Genomic DNA, 17,842 nt, shown 5'->3' with positions numbered 1-17,842 from the left:
GAAAGGAGAGTTGCTTTACATGAATAAGCAATTGTTCTCCACTTCCCTACGCTGGTACAAGCCAGATCAGGTTCAAAGGGTCAAAGCAGCGCTTTTCTCAGCCAGACGGCTCCCCTAGTGGTTCTTCTTAAAGTGAAACATATCTTCAGACAAAGTGCAAATGCGATTTTGACTAGATTTCGAGATTGAATAGCTGTTAACAGTATGTGGCACTCTGGCAAAAAAATCATTTGCCAGGCAAGCTAGAAGGTGTTATGATGCTTCGTAGACTAAAAATAGACAGATAAATGAAATATTGTAAGGATGGGAGACAGCATGAAATCATACGTAATTGATCGGATGTATAAAGCATCTGCGGGGGTTGCCAATGCAGTGCTTGTTACGTTAGGTATTGGGCTTTTGTTTGAATCTTTCGGCAATATTTTCGGTTGGAGTGCGTTTGTCACAATTGGCTCCATTACTAAAATTCTTCTCGCTCCAGCAATTGGCGCCGGCATCGCTTATCAGCTAGGAGGAAACACGCTCGTCATTTATGCGGCTATGGCTTCTAGTACGGTGGGCGGCAATGCAATCCGCTTTGTCGAAGGGTTGCCAGTTCTCGCATCAGGACAACCTGTGAGCGCTGTTATTGCAGCAGTCGCAGCAACTTATGTCGGCAAACGACTAACAGGAAAGACGAAACTGGATATGATGGCGATTCCTTTCTCCGGTATCTTTGTTGGCGGGCTTGTAGGGCTTGTGATGGCAGCCGTGACGACACCGATGCTAGAATGGATAAGCGCACAACTGGCTACGTCTGTACAAGGATCGCCTATTCTCGCTCCAATGGCCATCGCTCTCACATGGAGCATATTGCTTATGACGCCTGCTTCATCAGCCGCACTTGCGATTGCTTTGCAAATGGACCCGATCTCAAGTGGTGCAGCATTAATTGGTTGCACAGCCCAGTTTGTCGGTTTCACACTTATGTCTTGGAAACAAAACGATGCTGGCGCCTTACTTGCCCAAGGGCTTGTCACGCCAAAAGTCCAGTTTCCCAATTTAATTAAAAACCCGCGCCTCTGTTTGCCTCCGTTTGCCGCAGCAATTATTTGCGCTCCAATTGCTTCACTCGCCTTTCAGTTCCAAGTTTCGTATGAGCTTGCTGGTTTAGGCTTGAATTCTTTGATTGCGCCGATTACGATTTTTTCCACACAAGGAATAACAGGTTTGTTCATTTTTATAGGCACAGGCATCATTTTGCCAGGGATCATTTCGTTGGCGTTATATGAGCTAATCAAACGGGTTGGCTGGGCGAAAATAGGCGATTTGCATATTAAATTGCAATAATGGAGAAGAAGGTACCTTCAGGCTAAACGAATGGATCACGGCCCACAAAACATAGACTTAATGATAGTCAGCCGAGGCTGTCGTTGAAATAAAAGACAAAGCTCAGTATGAAAACTGAGCTTTGTCTTTTTCTTATCCTTCAATTTTCCGTTCGGCTCGTTTTTCTGACTGCGCTGCTTGTTCGCCATCTTGTGGTTTGCTCGATAAGAACCATCCGGCGATGACAATAAGAACTAAAACGCCGTAGAAAAAGAGCTTCCAGCCCGTTGAATGTGGGAATTCGTGTGGGATCCATGCAATCGCATCATGGGCAAGCACTTGCACCGTCAATTTGACGCCAACCCAGCCGACAATGATAAATGCGGCCGTTTCGAGGCCAGGCCGTTTCTCGAGCAATGCAACAAATTTTGTAGCTGCAAAGCGCATGATTAAGAGGCCGATGAAACCGCCAAGAAAGACGACAATGAATTGGCCGATGTCCATACTGCCAACCGTGCCGAGATTAGTTGGTGTTAAAGCGGTGGCCAAGGCAACGGCAGCTAAAATCGAATCAACTGCAAAGGCGATGTCGGCGACTTCGACTTTTAACACAGTCGTCCAGAAGCCGCTTCCTTTTTTGGCTTTCGCAATGCCGGCCTTCTCCTCGCTTTTTTTGACAATATGTTTTCGGTATAAATGGTTGAGCGCAATAAATAATAGGTACGCGGCACCAATTGCTTGAACTTGCCAAATGTCGACAAGAAAAGAAATGATGAACAACGAACCTAGCCGAAAAACAAACGCGCCAGCCAAACCGTAAAAGAGCGCTTTTTTACGTTCTTTCTCAGGCAAATGTTTGACCATAATCGCTAAAACTAGCGCATTATCAGCCGCCAATACACCTTCTAATGCAATAAGCACAACAAGCACCCAGCTGTACTCTAAAAGTAATGATACATCCATCGCTCCACTCGCCTCTCTTTAGTTAATGTCCACTCCAGCTCGTTTTCACCAAAGAGAGGAAAAATGCACAAAAAAGACCTCTGCCTTGGTTTTAAAAACGAGGCAAAGGTCTTGCTAGACATTTATGTATCATGCCAACAACAAAGCCGGTGGAAATCCACGTAATGACGACTTTGGTTCAAGTTATGTAAATAACTTGCAGCTACTCCCCTTTGAAGGAATGTTATGCAATTAACGTTAGTATACGTGAAGATTAATAGAAACGTCAAGCCTTTTTAAAAAATAGAATGGGCAGGGCATGAATAAGCCTGCACTTGGGTAAACATGAACTATAAGAGAAAGGTGTGATTCAGGTTGGAAAAATACAAACATCACATCGTTGAAACAGGGGGCCACACGTTTCACATCGTCTCCGCTGGACAAGAAGATGGAGAACTGGTCCTTTTGCTGCATGGATTTCCTGAGTTTTGGTATGGATTTCGCCACCAAATCAATGCATTGGCAAGAGCAGGATACCGCGTCATTGTGCCAGACCAGCGTGGCTATAACCAGTCCGATAAGCCTAGAGACATCAAAGCTTACACGCTCGATGTCCTTCGTGATGACTGTGTAGCGTTTATTAAAGCGTTTGGGCGGAAACAGGCTTATTTAATCGGTCATGATTGGGGAGGGGCGGTTGCTTGGCATCTAGCTGCCTCGAAGCCAGAAGTTGTGAAAAAGCTTGTCGCTATTAATATTCCCCATCCAGCCGATATGCGTGTTGCTTTAATGAAGCGGCCATTGCAGCTGTTCCGCAGCGCATATATGCTGTTTTTCCAAGTGCCCTATGCCCCAGAAAAGCTGCTTGCCGCCAGGGATTTTGCCTACTTGGAAGCTGGAATGACGAAAACAGCCAATGAGCGGGCTTTTACAAAGGCGGAATTGCGCCACTATAAAACAGCTTGGCGGCAGCCAGGAGCGCTGAAAGGAATGCTTAATTGGTATCGTGCCGTCCGTTTCCAAGGGTTAGACAGGAAGACCGAGCTTGATCTGCCGGTCTCTGTGCCGACAAGGATCATTTGGGGAGCGAATGACCTGTTTTTAGGAAAAGCGCTCGCGCAAGCAAGCTTGAAAAGGTGCAGCAATGGCGATGCTGTGTTAGTAGATGGAGCTACCCATTGGCTCCACCATGAGCATCCTGAAATCGTGAATCATCTCATGCTTGAGCATTTACAAAAACAAAAAAAGCGGCTTTGGCCAGTGTGAAGCTGTGCCACGCCGTTGCGTTTTGGCGATCAGTCTGGTACGATACATGTGTTATCTTAAGGGAGGTTTTTATCATGATCATTACAAAGACGATTGCCAAGGCCGCTAACTGAATACTGCTAGCTGTGTACCAGTGTAAACGGGAAAGGTGCGTCTAAGTAATGAAGGCCGAACCTTAAATTAAATACCCTTGTTTGCCCACACAGGCTTTTTAGGCGTGTGTATTTTGTTATGCCTAGTAGAATCAAAATAGACATAACAACTGGAGGATTTATTATATGCATGAACAATTGAGACAAACGACACAACCAACGATTATTGTTGGTGTGGAGTTGCAAAAAGACACGGATTTCCACTATTCGATGGAAGAATTGAACAATTTGGCCGATGCGCTTGATTTGCAGGTTGTCGGACAGCTCACACAAAAGCTGCCTGTACCAAATCAAGCGACGTATATTGGTGCTGGCAAAGCGTCTGAGCTTTCCATGATGTGTGAATCGCTTGGGGCTACGCTCGTCGTGTTTAATGACGAGCTCTCACCTTCACAAATCCGCAATCTTGAAAAATTGCTGGAAGTAACCGTTTATGATCGGACCATGTTGATTTTAGATATTTTTGGCGAAAGGGCGAAGACGAAAGAAGCTCAACTCCAAGTAGAAATGGCGCGGCTCCGCTATTTGTTGCCAAGGCTCGTCGGCATGCGCGCTTCATTAAGCAGGCAAGGCGGCAGCGGCACTGGCTTGGCCAACCGCGGCGCCGGGGAAACAAAGTTGGAGCTCGATCGTCGTAAAATTGAAACACGTATTCATGCGTTGGAAAAAGAGCTGGAAGACGTTGTCAAACGACGCGAGTTACAGCGCAAACGCCGGAAAAAACAAGCGATGCCGGTCGTTGCCTTAGTTGGCTATACAAATGCAGGGAAATCTTCGCTGCTGAATGCGCTGTTGGACGATGCCGAGGAAAAGCGAGTGTTGGAAAAAGATATGTTGTTTGCCACTCTTGATACGTCTGTGCGTAAAGTGGAACTTGACAAAAACCATTCTGTTTTATTGGCGGATACGGTTGGCTTTGTCTCTAAATTGCCAACACACCTCGTTAAAGCATTCCGCTCAACATTGGAAGAAGCTCGGGAAGCCGATTTGCTACTGCATGTCGTCGATTATTCAAATGAACGCCATCGCGAAATGGCAAAGACGACAAATGAAACACTCCAGGCAATGGAAATCGATCGCCCGATGATTTATGTTTACAACAAAATGGATCAAGTGAAAGACGCGTTTCCTCAAGCGCATGGCGACGAGCTGTTTATATCAGCTAAGGCTAAACAAGGGCTTGATTTATTAGCACAGAAAATAGCAAGCTATGTTTTTCAAGATTTTGAAAAACATCTGTTCATCATTCCTTATCGTGACGGGGAGGCGGCTGCTTATTTAAACAACCATGCCCATGTCCACACACAGCGTGCTGAGGAGGACGGCTGGCATATCGTTGCCGATTTGCATGAACGAGACTTAAAACGGGTTGAAAGCTACTGTGTTTCAAAAGAACGATAATGAAAAAAGCCATTTGAATGCTTCTTGTTCAAATGGCTTTTTGGCGACTATGGTAGACAGATGAACACTTGTTTCGCTGTTTTACGACAAAGATCATCTTGCCTGTTACGCGTTTTTTAAATCCGTTTTCGCACGTTCAATTGTCGCCGAGTCGTACCAGTCGCTGTAAGTGAGAATATGTTTAGAAAGCCGCGTATTTAAGCGCAGTCTTTTTCGTTCTGTACTGGCTGGTTTGTGGACAGTTTCCATACCCATCAACCTCCTTTTATTTGTAGCTTTCCCCACTTGAAACCGTTTTAATCAAAAACGAAGTGAGAAGATTCAGTTAACTTAACGTTAATATTTGTTTCCCAATAGGCAAATCTTTCTAACTTTGATACGTTTAAACTACCAGCTTGGACAAGTTGGTATAAAAATGAGGAGGGAACCGAATGAAGAAACCGTTGGGGAAAATTGTCGCAAGCACCGCACTACTCATTTCTGTTGCTTTTAGTTCATCGATCGCATCGGCTGCTGAAGAAGCAAAAGAAAAATATTTAATTGGCTTTAATGAGCAGGAAGCTGTCAGTGAGTTTGTAGAACAAGTAGAGGCAAATGACGAGGTCGCCATTCTCTCTGAGGAAGAGGAAGTCGAAATTGAATTGCTTCATGAATTTGAAACGATTCCTGTTTTATCCGTTGAGTTAAGCCCAGAAGATGTGGACGCGCTTGAACTCGATCCAGCGATTTCTTATATTGAAGAGGATGCAGAAGTAACGACAATGGCGCAATCAGTGCCATGGGGAATTAGCCGTGTGCAAGCCCCAGCTGCCCATAACCGTGGATTGACAGGTTCTGGTGTAAAAGTTGCTGTCCTCGATACAGGTATTTCCACTCATCCAGACTTAAATATTCGTGGTGGCGCTAGCTTTGTACCAGGGGAACCATCCACTCAAGATGGGAATGGGCATGGCACGCATGTGGCCGGGACGATTGCTGCTTTAAACAATTCGATTGGCGTTCTTGGCGTAGCGCCGAGCGCGGAACTATACGCTGTTAAAGTATTAGGGGCGAGCGGTTCAGGTTCGGTCAGCTCGATTGCCCAAGGATTGGAATGGGCAGGGAACAATGGCATGCACGTTGCTAATTTGAGTTTAGGAAGCCCTTCGCCAAGTGCCACACTTGAGCAAGCTGTTAATAGCGCGACTTCTAGAGGCGTTCTTGTTGTAGCGGCATCTGGGAATTCAGGTGCAGGCTCAATCAGCTATCCGGCCCGTTATGCGAACGCAATGGCAGTCGGAGCTACTGACCAAAACAACAACCGCGCCAGCTTTTCACAGTATGGCGCAGGGCTTGACATTGTCGCACCAGGTGTAAACGTGCAGAGCACATACCCAGGTTCAACGTATGCCAGCTTAAACGGTACATCGATGGCTACTCCTCATGTTGCAGGTGCAGCAGCCCTTGTTAAACAAAAGAACCCATCTTGGTCCAATGTACAAATCCGCAATCATCTAAAGAATACGGCAACGAGCTTAGGAAGCACGAACTTGTATGGAAGCGGACTTGTCAATGCAGAAGCGGCAACACGCTAATCAATAAAAAAACGCTGTGCGGTTAAAGGGCACAGCGTTTTTTTGTGTATGAATCGAAAAAGAGAACAGATCGCAGGTCTCAAAAATCGAGCGTAAAGGGCTGTTTAAAGCTCTTTACGCTCGCAGGTCTTATCGCTATACAATGGAAAATTCACGTCTTTTGACTTTCATGGCATATTTATTTAAGTATTCGTTTGCTTTTTCGTACTCTCCGTTTTTCTGGTACCATTGCGCCAGCTCAATTGCATAGTGGACTGGTTCTTCTTTATTATCAAGCTTATCGAGATGAGGGAGCAGTTCCTGTTCGATAAAGTTGTACATCGCATCGTCGGCTTTTAAGCGGTGCGCATAGTAGCGGGCTTGAAGCTCAGAGCGTTTGTACCCACGTTTTGCACTAATTTCAATAATTTCATTTAATTTTGATTCAATTTGTTTTTTGTCCGTTTTCAACTGGAAGAGAACTTCGATGTCTGCGAGAAGGCTGAATACGTAATTTTGGCTGTCTTTGTCGTAATAAGCGCTGCATTTCGTAAAACATTCATGGCTTTGTTCATAGTTGCCAATTTTTTTAAGCAAGACGCCGTAATTGTACATTGCTTGGTAATAGAGCGTGTCGCGGCTAAACAAGCGTGTGTTTCGCAAAAGGATTTTATAGAGGCGAAGGGATTCCTCTGTCATATTCATTTGTGTATAATTGACCCCTAGCAACATTTGCGTGTGAAAAGCGCGAATGTAATTGTCCTCTTGCTTAAAAATTTGAAGCGCCTCTTTTGCATAAATGATTGCTTTTTCCGGCTCATTTAGCTGTGTAAAACACTGTGCAAGCACGAAAGCGACTTCACGGACAAAAATGTATTTGGAAGAATAGTCTTCACTTTGCAAGTCAAGCAAAATTTCTTTTGCTTCCTTTAAGCGGTTGCGGTTTACTAGGAGGATGCCATTGAACAGACGGTAAGACAGTTCTTCGATCGCGGACAAATTCGTGCGGTTTTTATCTAAGATGGCTCGCTGTTCTTGGGCAAGGTGGTTCGCTCCGTTCATCAAGTGGTAGCGCATCATGTATAAATGGTACGTATTAATGTAATCCGTTCGGGCAATGATAAATTCCTTCTCGACTAATATTTTTTGAATCCGTTTTGCTTCCTGTACATCCACAAATTGTATCGCTTCAATAAAGGCTTCCAGCGACTGCTTAATCTCGTTGTGTTGGGCATATTCATCTTCTATATTGACGCCAAGCCGGTCAAGCAAGAGGGAAGCTGTAGCATGGTTGGCCTTATAGATGTTGTTTTCAATTTTGCTAAGGTGTGGAATGGAGCAAATACCATCAGCGAGTTCTGCCTGTGTCATATTATGCTTAATTCGGTAGTATTTGATTGTTTTGCCTAACTCCACGTTTCATCAACCCACTTTGTATAAGTATCGTTAACCTATTTATAAGAAGCAAAATGTTTAATTTTATATATACTTTATTCGCCAATAATATTTAAATTCCTGCAAATTGAGTGAAAATAATCAGCCTAACTAAGAGTGTATTCAAAAAAAGCGAGATCCTTTACGTTAAGGAAGCTCGCTTTCTTCAAACTCAATTTGGGCATGTTGCAATTCTTCAATTGAATAGCCGAATGTCATTTGCAAGTGTGGGTAATCGGTGAAATTTGCCCAATCTCCTCCCCATTCAAAACCAAGTTCTTTCGCCAATTCTGCGACTTCAAACCAATCCAGTTCGCCGTTTTTGTTGCCGTCATAAGCGATGTCCCATAAAGGTTCGCCGTCCTCATCTAAAAGGGCGAAGTCAATAGCAAGGCCAAAATTGTGGTAAGACTGACCGCCTTTTGCATTCGTGACAATACGCCCATTTTGGTCGCGTCCTTTTTGGTAGAGGCGATCTTGTTCTTCGGGAGTGCGGTAACCGTCTGTAATCAGGATCGAGATACCAATTGCCCCTGCTTCTTCAATCAACTTTTCCGTATAGTCAGCTACAACTGGGTGAAGCCCGTCTGCAGGGACAATCTCTTCTATTTTGACTTCTGTATTGTTTGTTGCCGTAAGAGAAGGTTGAAACAAACCGTTGAACCAACCTGTTCTTGAGACAAAGCCAGCAATGAAAACAAGGCCGATGCAGATCACCAAAAACAGCAGCAATCGTAAAAATGCCCGCACAAAATGCCCCCCTTCCAGACGCTAACTCTTTCCGTTTATGGTACAAACCAGACTGGCGGAAAGGCAAGCGAGGCGATCGCCTTATAGAACTAGCAGGCTAGGGGAAATTCCCCAGTTCATTCCTTATGGCGGTTGGCAGCGTCTGCTGTGAAATTTGGACTGGTTTTTCGACGTATAAGAAAATAAATAAGCCCAAGTATTGTCCAGATAAAGCCGATCGTTAATGCGTGTCTATCAATGGAATAAAGCAACCAAATGCAAAATGCTGCTCCTAACGCTGGCAACAGCAAATTTGCCACTGTTCCTTTAAGGGAACGACGCTTTTCGCGAATATAGTAATGGAACACGACTGATGCGTTTACGCTAATAAAACCAATAAGCGCTCCAAAACTAATGAATGAGTATATGATTTCCAGTTCGCCAAAAATGGCGGTTAAGGAAAGAATGCCAATTAGGACAATGTTAAACGTGGGCGTTTTAAAACGCGGATGAACATAGCCGAAAAAGCGCTTAGGCAATGTATTATCCCGCCCCATTGCGAATAGCAGCCTTGAAGCACTGGCATGGGAAGACATGGAGGATGAGACCACAGCAACCATTGTTCCAGCAAGGAAGAAGGCGTGCATAAATGCGCCCCCGACGTACTGGGCGATTTCCAGAGATGCCGCTTCGGCAGATATGAAAGCATCGTAATTGGGATAAACAAGCTGCAGCAAGTAAGAAACGGCTACAAACAATGCGCCTCCAATTAAGACAACTAGTACAATCGCCAGTGGGACTGTTTTTTTTGGATTCTTCGTTTCCTCTGACAAAGTCGAGATCGCATCAAACCCTAAAAAGGAAAAGCAAAGAATGGAAGCACCTGTAAAAGCGGTTTGGAATGCGAATGTTTCACTAAAAAAGGGCACAGGCGATAATAGCTCGCCAGTGCCTAAGCCATTCATCAAACCACGAATCATAAAAACAACAAATACGGCAGCAACTAGAACTTGGAACGCGACGAATAACCCTGTTATATTTGCAGTTAACTGTATGCCGAGAATATTGACGGTTGTAATCGCCGCTGCTAAAATAACGACCCAAATAAAAGCGGGAACTTCTGGAAAAGCGGCGTTTAAATAAGCCATGCCAATTGCAAAATTGACCATAGGCAGAAACAAGTAATCAAGAAGCAAAGACCAACCAGCAGCAAAACCAACATTTGGATGGATGCTTTGTTGCGCATACGTATACGCTGAGCCCGCTTTTGGAAAGGCTTGAACCATTCGTCCATAGCTATAAGCGGTTAAAAGTAGTGCTGCGATTGTAAACAAGTATGATGTTGCTACATGGCCTTGAGTGAGTTGCGCGACCACGCCGTACGTATCAAAGACGACTAGCGGGTCCATATAGGCAAGGCCAATGACGAGCAGCGGTACCAGCGTAAGCGTACGCTTTAACTGCTGTTCTTTCTCCAAAGGAACCACCCCCAAAAAAATGTACACTTCATTGTACGGCTTAGCAAACGAGAGTGCAATAGTCCATTTCGCCAGAACCACATTCTGCTATTTACATTCACATTTTTCATTTTGGGATTGTTCTTTGGTATGATGGATAGAAAAGGGAGGAGTGCACATGATTGTAACGCCTAAATGGCTTTATGACAGGCTTGGCGAAGTCATCGTCCTTGATGCTCGTTTTGATTTATTTGATGAAAAGAAGGGAAAACAGGCTTATCATGCAGAACATTTGCCAGGCGCTCTATTTATCGATATGTCCGAAGAAATGGCGGACAAATGCATCCAAGGGGCAGGGCGCCATCCGCTGCCATCTCCAGAGGACATGGCCCAGATGTTTGCCAAAAAAGGCATATCAAAAGACAGCAAAGTCGTTATTTACGATGACCAAAATGGAGGAATAGCGGCAGCGCGCGCATGGTGGATGCTTGAATTTCTAGGCAACAACAACGCCGCTATTCTTGACGGTGGGATTCAGGCTTGGAAGAACAGTGGCTACCCGACAACGGATGAGGTGAAGCTTCCAGATGAGGCGCGATTTGAGCCGCATGTGAAGGAAGATTGGCTAGTTACAGCCGAACAAGTGAAAAATAAGTTGGGAAGCGCTGTTTTGGTTGACTCTCGCTCTAGAGAACGTTATCAAGGGGAACAGGAACCACTTGACCCAAAAGCCGGGCATATTCCAGGCGCACTCAATTTTCCGTGGAGCGGCGTGCTGCGCCAGGACGGAAACTGGAAGAGCACCGAGGAGCTAGTGCAGCATTTTGCCGCCCTCCCTCGTGATCAGGAAGTAATTGTCTACTGCGGCTCAGGCATTTCCGCATGTCCAAATGTGCTTGCATTAAAGCGGGCAGGCTTTAAACAGGTGACACTATATGCAGGAAGTTGGAGCGATTGGTCTTCACGTAGCGGTTATCCAGTAGAGACAGACCACCCAAGCCAATAAATGCAATAGACTCGCGAGACGGGTTTGGTGCTGTTAGCGCCCACGTCAGCGAGTTTTTTTGTGGAGAGATGCTAGGCAGAAAAATGTTCCAGTTGCTATACTAGTAAAAAACAAGTAATCGCTTCCGCAAATGAGCGATTGAATGAGAAAAAGTGGTGATCATGTTGGCTTTTGCATACGATCAATTTTTGTGTCATTCGTTTTCCTCCCTTGATCAATTTGTGGAAGAATTAGGCGTCCTGCTGAAATGTCCTGTTACAATAGAAAACAGTCACCATCATTTACTGGCCTATTCAGAGCATGGAGAAGGAACAGACCAAGCCCGAGTGTCCACCATCATCGGCCGTAAAGTACCAGCGCCGTTAATTCACCGTTTTTGGAAAGATGGGATTATGGCTTCGTTAAATCAATCGTCTGAACCGATTTCAATTGCTGAGATTCCCGATATGGGACTCGGGCCAAGAGTTGCTTTATCCGTTCGGGACCAGGAAGGTCTTGTGCTTGGTTATGTTTGGGTGTCGGAAACCAATCGAACCCTTACGGCCTATGAGCAGCAATGGTTGAAAAAGGCAGCTCGAAAAGCAGCACGGCTTATGCAAAAAGCGAATCGGTTTAAACGTGGGGAAGCTTCGAATGAGGAGCGACTTTGGAAACTATTGACGAATACCCACGAACTGGGCGACATACCAGAAGAAGTGCGGCATGAGGAGCGGCAAAGCAGTATCCTTATAGTGGATTTGGCAAACCAGCTTGAACATATGGAGACTGTACAAGCGATATTTGAAAACAGCAACGCCGTGCTTTTTATGTTTGATGGTGAGTTTTTTATTGCCTTTATTTATGGAAAAGACTTAAGGAAACAAGTTGGCGCCTTTGCCGAGAAACTGCCAGGTGGTATCCACATGGCCGCGGGGAATCCTTCATTTGCCGTTGATGGATGCGCCCGGGCTTATGAACAGGCGAAAGCATTGCTGGAATTGAAAAAGAGGTTTGGCAGCGAGCTATCTGATTGCTTGTTCTATTATGAAGCAGGGGCGTACAAATATATACAGCCTTATGAAGACAAAGCGATGATCGCTGGTGACCATCCAGCAATTGAGCAGTTGCGTGAATATGATGCAGAAAATCAAACAAGTCTGTTGGAAACATTGGCGATGTATATTGAAAAAGACGGACACCTTACCGCTGCAGCGAAAGCGCTTCATGTTCATCCCAATTCCCTCCAATACCGATTAAAGCGAATTGCCGAGTTGACGGGCTTACATTTGCGTAACCCAGCTGAACGAATTGGCTTATATTTAGATTTACAGCGCAAAAAAGCGCAACTTTCGGTGAATTCCACAAATGGGATAGGGAAAATTAGGGTGGATGCCCCAAAGAAAAAAAGACCGTAACTCGGGTATACTAAGAAAATAAACGTTTTCGAGGGAGGTCTTGGCATATGATTATCGGAATACCGAAAGAGATTAAAAGCTATGAAAATCGGGTAGCGATTACGCCAGCTGGAGTGGATGCGCTTGTTGGCAACGGCCACCGTATCGTAGTGGAGGCAAGCGCAGGCATTGGTAGCGGCTTTACAGATGAGGAGTATGAAAAGGCAGGCGCAACGATTGAGGAAAACGCGAAAGATGTGTGGGCGGCAGCAGACATGATTATTAAAGTCAAAGAGCCGCTTTCTGAAGAGTATCGGTATTTCCGCAAAGGGCTAATTTTGTTTACGTACTTGCATTTGGCGGCAGAGCCTGAGTTGACAAAGGCGTTAGTCGATTCAGGCGTGACGGCGATTGCTTATGAGACGGTAGAGATAAACCGGGCATTGCCATTGTTAACGCCGATGAGTGAAGTGGCTGGAAGGATGGCAACACAAGTGGGCGCCCAGTTTTTGGAGAAGACACGAGGAGGGAAGGGAATTCTCCTCTCCGGCGTACCTGGCGTTAAACGGGCCAAAGTAACGATCATCGGCGGCGGCGTTGTTGGCACAAACGCGGCAAAAATGGCTGTTGGCCTTGGCGCTGATGTCACTCTGCTCGATGTTAGTGCAGAAAGGCTGCGCCAACTTGACGATCAATTTGGAAATGACATTCAGACGATCATGTCTAACCCTTTGAATATTGCTAGCGCTGTGGCCGAGGCCGATCTTGTTATTGGCGCTGTGCTAATTCCTGGAGCAAGAGCGCCTAAACTCGTAACAGCAGAAATGATACAAAAAATGGGAGCAGGAAGTGTCGTTGTCGACGTCGCTGTAGACCAAGGTGGCATTATTGAAACAGCTAATAAAGTAACAACACATGATGCCCCGACTTATACGAAGTATGATGTCATCCATTATGCTGTCGCCAATATGCCAGGAGCGGTGCCGCGGACATCGACGATTGCGTTGACTAACGTCACCATTCCTTTCGCTGTACAAATTGCCAATAAGGGCGCTAAAGAAGCATTACGAGCGAGTTCGGCACTTGCCAAAGGCTTAAATGTAGCGAATGGCTTTATTACGTATGAAGCAGTTGCACGTGATCTAAACTATCCTTATAAACAAGCAGAAGAAGTTCTAGCTGAATTGCCTTAAACAAAAAGAACGCTTGACCCACACGTGTGGGTCAAGCGTTTTTTTTGTTTAAAGCGGTGTGCTTAAAAATGCTACACAAACAGGATATGGCACAGAAATATTGGCTTTGTGCAGGCTGAGTTTGCCTGTATCTTTGTTTCGGGAATAGACGGTTAAATCCCCTGATTCTTGGTTAGAAGCAACAACTATTGATTCGGTTGGATCAAGGCGAAAGTCCCGCGGCCAATTGCCTTCAGTCGAAACAAATTCGACTAAGCTCAGTTCGCCTGAATGTTCATTAACACGGAAACTTGTAATTGAATTGTGCCCGCGGTTGCCAACGTAAACAAACTTGCCGTCGCGGGAAACATGGATGGCACTGCCTTGGCTAAGGTCTTCATAGCCTTCAGGCAAAGTTGACACTACTTGTATTTCCTTTAATGTTCCAGGAATCGCGTCAAAAGCGCACACAATGACTTCATTGGATAACTCAGTCATAATATAGGCATATGGTTCCGTCGGGTGGAAAGCAATATGACGGGGCCCAGAGCCTGGAGTGGCGTTAAACGTAAAATGTTTTGCCAAGTTTTCGCCATCAAGTGTATACAGCACGACTTCGTCTGTACCTAGATCGACCGCTACAATGTATCGTTCATCTGGTGTAAAACCGGCAAAATGGGCATGGGCTTTTTCTTGCCGCTCTGCATTTGGGCCGCTGCCTTTATGTTGAGCACTTGCTACTGTTTTCGCGATTGAGCCATCATTGTTCAAGGCGAAAGCATGAATCATGCCGCTATGGTAGTTGGCAGACAAAGCCCGTTTTCCTGCTTTGTCTACACTAATATGGCAAGGCCCACCATCTGCTGTTATTTCCTTATTGATCGGTTCGAGGGCCCCTGTTTGCGCATTGATGGAAAAGGATTGAATGCCACCAGCGTCTCCTTCCTTCATAACTACGTAAAGGAATTGATTGTCATCGGAGATCGTTACATAAGTTGCATCTTTCAACTCAGCTGCTACCTTAAGGTCAGTTATTTCCTTTGTATTCGTATCTAGTGTAAACGTATAAATGCCTTTGCTATCTCCTTTGGAATAAGTGCCAATGTATCCTCGGTAAATCGCCAAACCAAACACTCCCTCTCGTACAATGTCTCCAACAGTATAACCGATTTGCCGAAATCATTCATGTTTTAGCGTTAATTTTTTGCTGGCGATGGCCAAGGAGCCGTGAAGAAGTAAAGACAACTAAGCCAACCCAAATGAAGAAAAAGGCGAAAAATTGAACAATCGAAAATGGCTCGCCAAATACAAAGATTCCTAGCAATAGCATTAATGTTGGCGCGACATACTGTAGAAAACCAATCAATGAAAAGGAAATCCGCTTTGCCCCATAAGAAAAAAGAAGCAGCGGCACTGCCGTCACCACTCCTGCGCCAACAAGTAGGGCGATCGTCAGAGGCGCAAAGCTAGTTAGTGGATAAGCTGTAAAAAAAGCAAAATAGCAAAGCGCAACAGGGACGACAAGCAGTGTTTCAATGAATAATCCCCCTGTGGCACTTAATGGAGCGGCACGTTTAATGAATCCATACAAGCAAAAAGTGAGCGCCATACCAAAAGAAGCCCACGGAATGTGGCCGCCAATGATGATTAACAGCAATACGCCTATTGCCGCTGACGCAACTGCTGCGACTTCTGCTTTGCTCAGTTTTTCTTTTAAGAACAAGGTGGCAAGGACAACATTTAAAAGCGGGTTGATGTAATAGCCAAGGCTTGCATCAATCACTTTTTCGCCGCTAACGGCAAAGATGAAAATAAACCAGTTTAAACTTATTAAAATAGACGCTGTGAAGATGCTCATGAAAACGCGCCCGTTCGTAAATACCCATTTCAACTCTGTACGATAATGGGCTTTTTGCTTCGAAAACAAGAGCAGCATAGCGATAAAAACAAAGGCAAACGCAATGCGGTACATTAAAATATCTAGTGATGGCAAATGTTTTAGCAATGCCCAGTACAGCGGCAACAATCCCCAAATGAAATAAGAACCAGAAGCCGCGACAATGCCAAGTTTATCTCCTTTTTGCGTATTCAATCGTCTCTCCCCAATTCTCTTTTTTCTCAGTTTACCTTATTTTTGTTTCGTAGGGCGAATAAATAAGTTTCTATAAGTTTTTGTAGGTTTTTATAGGCAGGCCTTTACCATTCCTGTAAGCCCAAGAATGGACAAAATCGAGAGGGGGGACAACAATGATCACATTTGATTCGGTAAATAAACATTATGGCGATTTTCATGTTCTGAAAAATATAACAACGACAATTGACCGTGGAGAAGTGGTCGTTGTACTTGGGCCATCCGGGTCTGGAAAATCAACAATGCTTCGCTGCATTAACAGGCTTGAAACCATCACTGATGGGAAACTGTTGGTCAATGATTTTGCTTTACATGATAAAAAAGTAAATATCAATAAATTGCGCCGTGACATTAGCATGGTTTTTCAACACTTTAATTTATACCCCCATATGAATGTATTGGACAATATTACATTAGCCCCACGCCAAGTACTGAAAGTTTCTAAAGAAGAAGCGGAAGAAACGGCAATGCAGTACTTAACGAAAGTAGGCATACCCGAAAAAGCAAAATCTTATCCATCCCAGCTTTCAGGCGGGCAACAACAACGAGTGGCGATTGCCAGAGGGTTGGCGATGAAGCCGAAAATTATGCTTTTTGACGAACCTACATCGGCACTTGACCCAGAAATGATAGGCGAAGTGCTAGACGTAATGAAGACGCTAGCGAAAGAAGGGATGACGATGGTATGCGTTACCCACGAAATGGGATTCGCTAAAGAAGTAGCTGACCGAGTGATATTTATGGATGAAGGCCAAATTGTAGAAGAGGCGAGGCCTATCGATTTCTTTGAAAACCCGAGAGAAAAAAGGTCACAGCATTTCTTAAGCCGTTTGCTTCATTAGGCTTTAAAAGGCGTATTTGCTGTGGTCATCACATACTTTAAAGGGGGAAAAAGTAATGAAAAAATGGATGAATGGATTGCTTGCAGGAGCGGCTGTGTTGGCTCTCTCTGCATGCGGTGGTGGCGATGAAACGGTAGACGGAAGCACAGAAAATAGCAATGAAGAAAGCACGCTTGCAAAAATTGAGGAAGCGGACAAATTTGTGGTCGGAGTCAAATTTGACACAAGGTTGTTTGGCTTAAAGGATCCTGCGAGTGGTGAAGTGGAAGGGTTTGACATCGATATTGCCAAGGAAATTGCAAAAGAGTTGCTAGGCGATGAAAACAAAATCGAATTAAAAGAAGTGACGTCTAAAACACGAATTCCACTATTAGACAATGGGCAAATCGACGCCATTATTGCGACGATGACGATTACGGAAGAACGCAAAAAGGAAGTCAACTTCTCTGATGTGTATTTTGAAGCAGGACAGTCGTTATTGGTGGAAAAAGGCAGCGACATTCAAGGAATTGACGATATCGGGGCTGGAACAAAAGTGCTTGCAGTTAAGGGCGCAACTTCAGGCCAAAACTTGCTAGAACAAGCGCCTGATGCCGAAGTGATTGAGCTCGAAAATTACCAAGAGGCATTCTTGGCTCTTCAGTCCGGTCAAGGAGATGCGCTAACTACGGATAACTCCATTCTTTATGGTATGGCTGAGGAAAATAGCGATTATGAAGTCGTTGGCGGTACATTTACCGACGAGCCATATGGGATTGCTGTCCGCAAAGGCGACAACGAATTTACGGAAAAAATCAATGAAATTCTTGCAGACTTAAAAGCTTCTGGCCGGTATGATGAAATTTATGAAAAATGGATCGGCGAGTCTCCAGAATAAGACTGCTTAGGGGAAAGCGCAAACTTGCGCTTGAGGTTGTCGACAAAGTCGACAAAATCACTCAGACTGATAGAAAACGCTTGTCAGCCGAGGCGCGAAACCGAGTGAAGATGCGAATAGAACGTGGGTTCATGAGCATATGAACGAGGTGAGCAACGAAGGATGCGAGCGTTTGTCTACAGTCTGAAGCGCAAACTTA

16 protein-coding genes and 1 riboswitch are annotated in these 17,842 nt (G+C 44.9%); of the genes, 9 read left to right on the top strand and 7 right to left on the bottom strand.

Going from position 1 to position 17,842, the window contains the following annotated elements; translation table 11 throughout:
* Positions 1 to 26: 26 nt before the first annotated feature.
* Positions 27 to 126: riboswitch (TPP riboswitch) on the bottom strand.
* A 177-nt stretch (positions 127 to 303) separates the two neighbouring features.
* Entirely contained in the window at positions 304 to 1,329 is a 1,026-nt protein-coding gene (locus BC8716_RS02575) for a PTS sugar transporter subunit IIC (protein WP_094423795.1), read from the top strand.
* A gap of 132 nt (positions 1,330 to 1,461) precedes the next feature.
* On the opposite strand, the gene BC8716_RS02570 is transcribed toward BC8716_RS02575, so the two are convergent.
* Positions 1,462 to 2,271 carry a TerC family protein gene (locus BC8716_RS02570; protein WP_094423794.1) on the bottom strand — a complete coding sequence of 270 codons (810 nt, stop codon included), beginning with the start codon at positions 2,269 to 2,271 and terminating at the stop codon, positions 1,462 to 1,464.
* 354 nt (positions 2,272 to 2,625) lie between these two features.
* Here BC8716_RS02570 and BC8716_RS02565 point away from each other — a divergent pair, with 354 nt between their 5' ends.
* Together BC8716_RS02565 and hflX are read left to right on the top strand one after the other, a co-directional pair.
* A complete protein-coding gene (locus BC8716_RS02565) occupies positions 2,626 to 3,516 on the top strand; it encodes an alpha/beta fold hydrolase (protein ID WP_094423793.1) in 891 nt (296 codons plus the stop codon).
* Positions 3,517 to 3,794: 278 nt separating this feature from the next.
* Positions 3,795 to 5,069, top strand: coding sequence for a GTPase HflX (gene hflX / locus BC8716_RS02560; protein ID WP_094423792.1), 1,275 nt, complete (start codon positions 3,795 to 3,797; stop codon positions 5,067 to 5,069).
* A 105-nt stretch (positions 5,070 to 5,174) separates the two neighbouring features.
* Here the strand turns inward: hflX and BC8716_RS22255 are convergent, their stop codons facing one another.
* Positions 5,175 to 5,318 (bottom strand): hypothetical protein, encoded by a 144-nt coding sequence (locus BC8716_RS22255; RefSeq protein WP_157730336.1) that lies wholly within the window; start codon positions 5,316 to 5,318, stop codon positions 5,175 to 5,177.
* 182 nt (positions 5,319 to 5,500) lie between these two features.
* Between BC8716_RS22255 and BC8716_RS02555 the strand changes: the two genes are divergently transcribed.
* A complete protein-coding gene (locus BC8716_RS02555; protein WP_094423791.1) occupies positions 5,501 to 6,643 on the top strand; it encodes an alkaline protease in 1,143 nt (380 codons plus the stop codon).
* Between the two features lie 135 nt (positions 6,644 to 6,778).
* On the opposite strand, the gene BC8716_RS02550 is transcribed toward BC8716_RS02555, so the two are convergent.
* The 3 genes from BC8716_RS02550 to BC8716_RS02540 form a co-directional block, all read right to left on the bottom strand.
* Positions 6,779 to 8,038, bottom strand: coding sequence for a helix-turn-helix domain-containing protein (locus BC8716_RS02550; protein WP_094423790.1), 1,260 nt, complete (start codon positions 8,036 to 8,038; stop codon positions 6,779 to 6,781).
* Positions 8,039 to 8,203: 165 nt separating this feature from the next.
* Positions 8,204 to 8,806, bottom strand: coding sequence for a M15 family metallopeptidase (locus BC8716_RS02545; protein WP_094423789.1), 603 nt, complete (start codon positions 8,804 to 8,806; stop codon positions 8,204 to 8,206).
* 116 nt (positions 8,807 to 8,922) lie between these two features.
* On the bottom strand, positions 8,923 to 10,263 hold the full coding sequence (locus BC8716_RS02540; protein ID WP_094423788.1) for an APC family permease: 1,341 nt from the start codon (positions 10,261 to 10,263) through the stop codon (positions 8,923 to 8,925).
* Positions 10,264 to 10,420: 157 nt separating this feature from the next.
* On the opposite strand from BC8716_RS02540, the gene BC8716_RS02535 reads away from it, so the two are divergent.
* The 3 genes from BC8716_RS02535 (at position 10,421) to ald (ending at position 13,814) form a co-directional block, all read left to right on the top strand.
* Positions 10,421 to 11,248: a sulfurtransferase gene (locus BC8716_RS02535; RefSeq protein WP_094423787.1), complete on the top strand. Its 828-nt coding sequence runs from the start codon at positions 10,421 to 10,423 to the stop codon at positions 11,246 to 11,248.
* Between the two features lie 161 nt (positions 11,249 to 11,409).
* Complete coding sequence (locus BC8716_RS02530; RefSeq protein WP_094423786.1) at positions 11,410 to 12,642, top strand: PucR family transcriptional regulator; 1,233 nt, start codon at positions 11,410 to 11,412, stop codon at positions 12,640 to 12,642.
* A 47-nt stretch (positions 12,643 to 12,689) separates the two neighbouring features.
* Positions 12,690 to 13,814: an alanine dehydrogenase gene (gene ald, locus BC8716_RS02525; protein WP_094423785.1), complete on the top strand. Its 1,125-nt coding sequence runs from the start codon at positions 12,690 to 12,692 to the stop codon at positions 13,812 to 13,814.
* 48 nt (positions 13,815 to 13,862) lie between these two features.
* On the opposite strand, the gene BC8716_RS02520 is transcribed toward ald, so the two are convergent.
* Together BC8716_RS02520 and rarD are read right to left on the bottom strand one after the other, a co-directional pair.
* Complete coding sequence (locus BC8716_RS02520; RefSeq protein ID WP_142300685.1) at positions 13,863 to 14,918, bottom strand: lactonase family protein; 1,056 nt, start codon at positions 14,916 to 14,918, stop codon at positions 13,863 to 13,865.
* A gap of 58 nt (positions 14,919 to 14,976) precedes the next feature.
* Positions 14,977 to 15,885, bottom strand: a complete 909-nt coding sequence (rarD, locus tag BC8716_RS02515) for an EamA family transporter RarD (RefSeq protein WP_094423783.1) — start codon at positions 15,883 to 15,885, stop codon at positions 14,977 to 14,979.
* A gap of 155 nt (positions 15,886 to 16,040) precedes the next feature.
* On the opposite strand from rarD, the gene BC8716_RS02510 reads away from it, so the two are divergent.
* Positions 16,041 to 16,766, top strand: coding sequence for an amino acid ABC transporter ATP-binding protein (locus BC8716_RS02510; protein ID WP_094423782.1), 726 nt, complete (start codon positions 16,041 to 16,043; stop codon positions 16,764 to 16,766).
* Between the two features lie 55 nt (positions 16,767 to 16,821).
* Complete coding sequence (locus tag BC8716_RS02505) at positions 16,822 to 17,643, top strand: transporter substrate-binding domain-containing protein (RefSeq protein WP_094423781.1); 822 nt, start codon at positions 16,822 to 16,824, stop codon at positions 17,641 to 17,643.
* Positions 17,644 to 17,842 lie beyond the last annotated feature (199 nt).

This window comes from Shouchella clausii (assembly GCF_002250115.1).
Lineage (GTDB): Bacteria > Bacillota > Bacilli > Bacillales > Bacillaceae_D > Shouchella > Shouchella clausii.
Note: the sequence above shows the minus strand (reverse complement) of the source record. Positions and strands in the feature narration are given on the sequence as shown.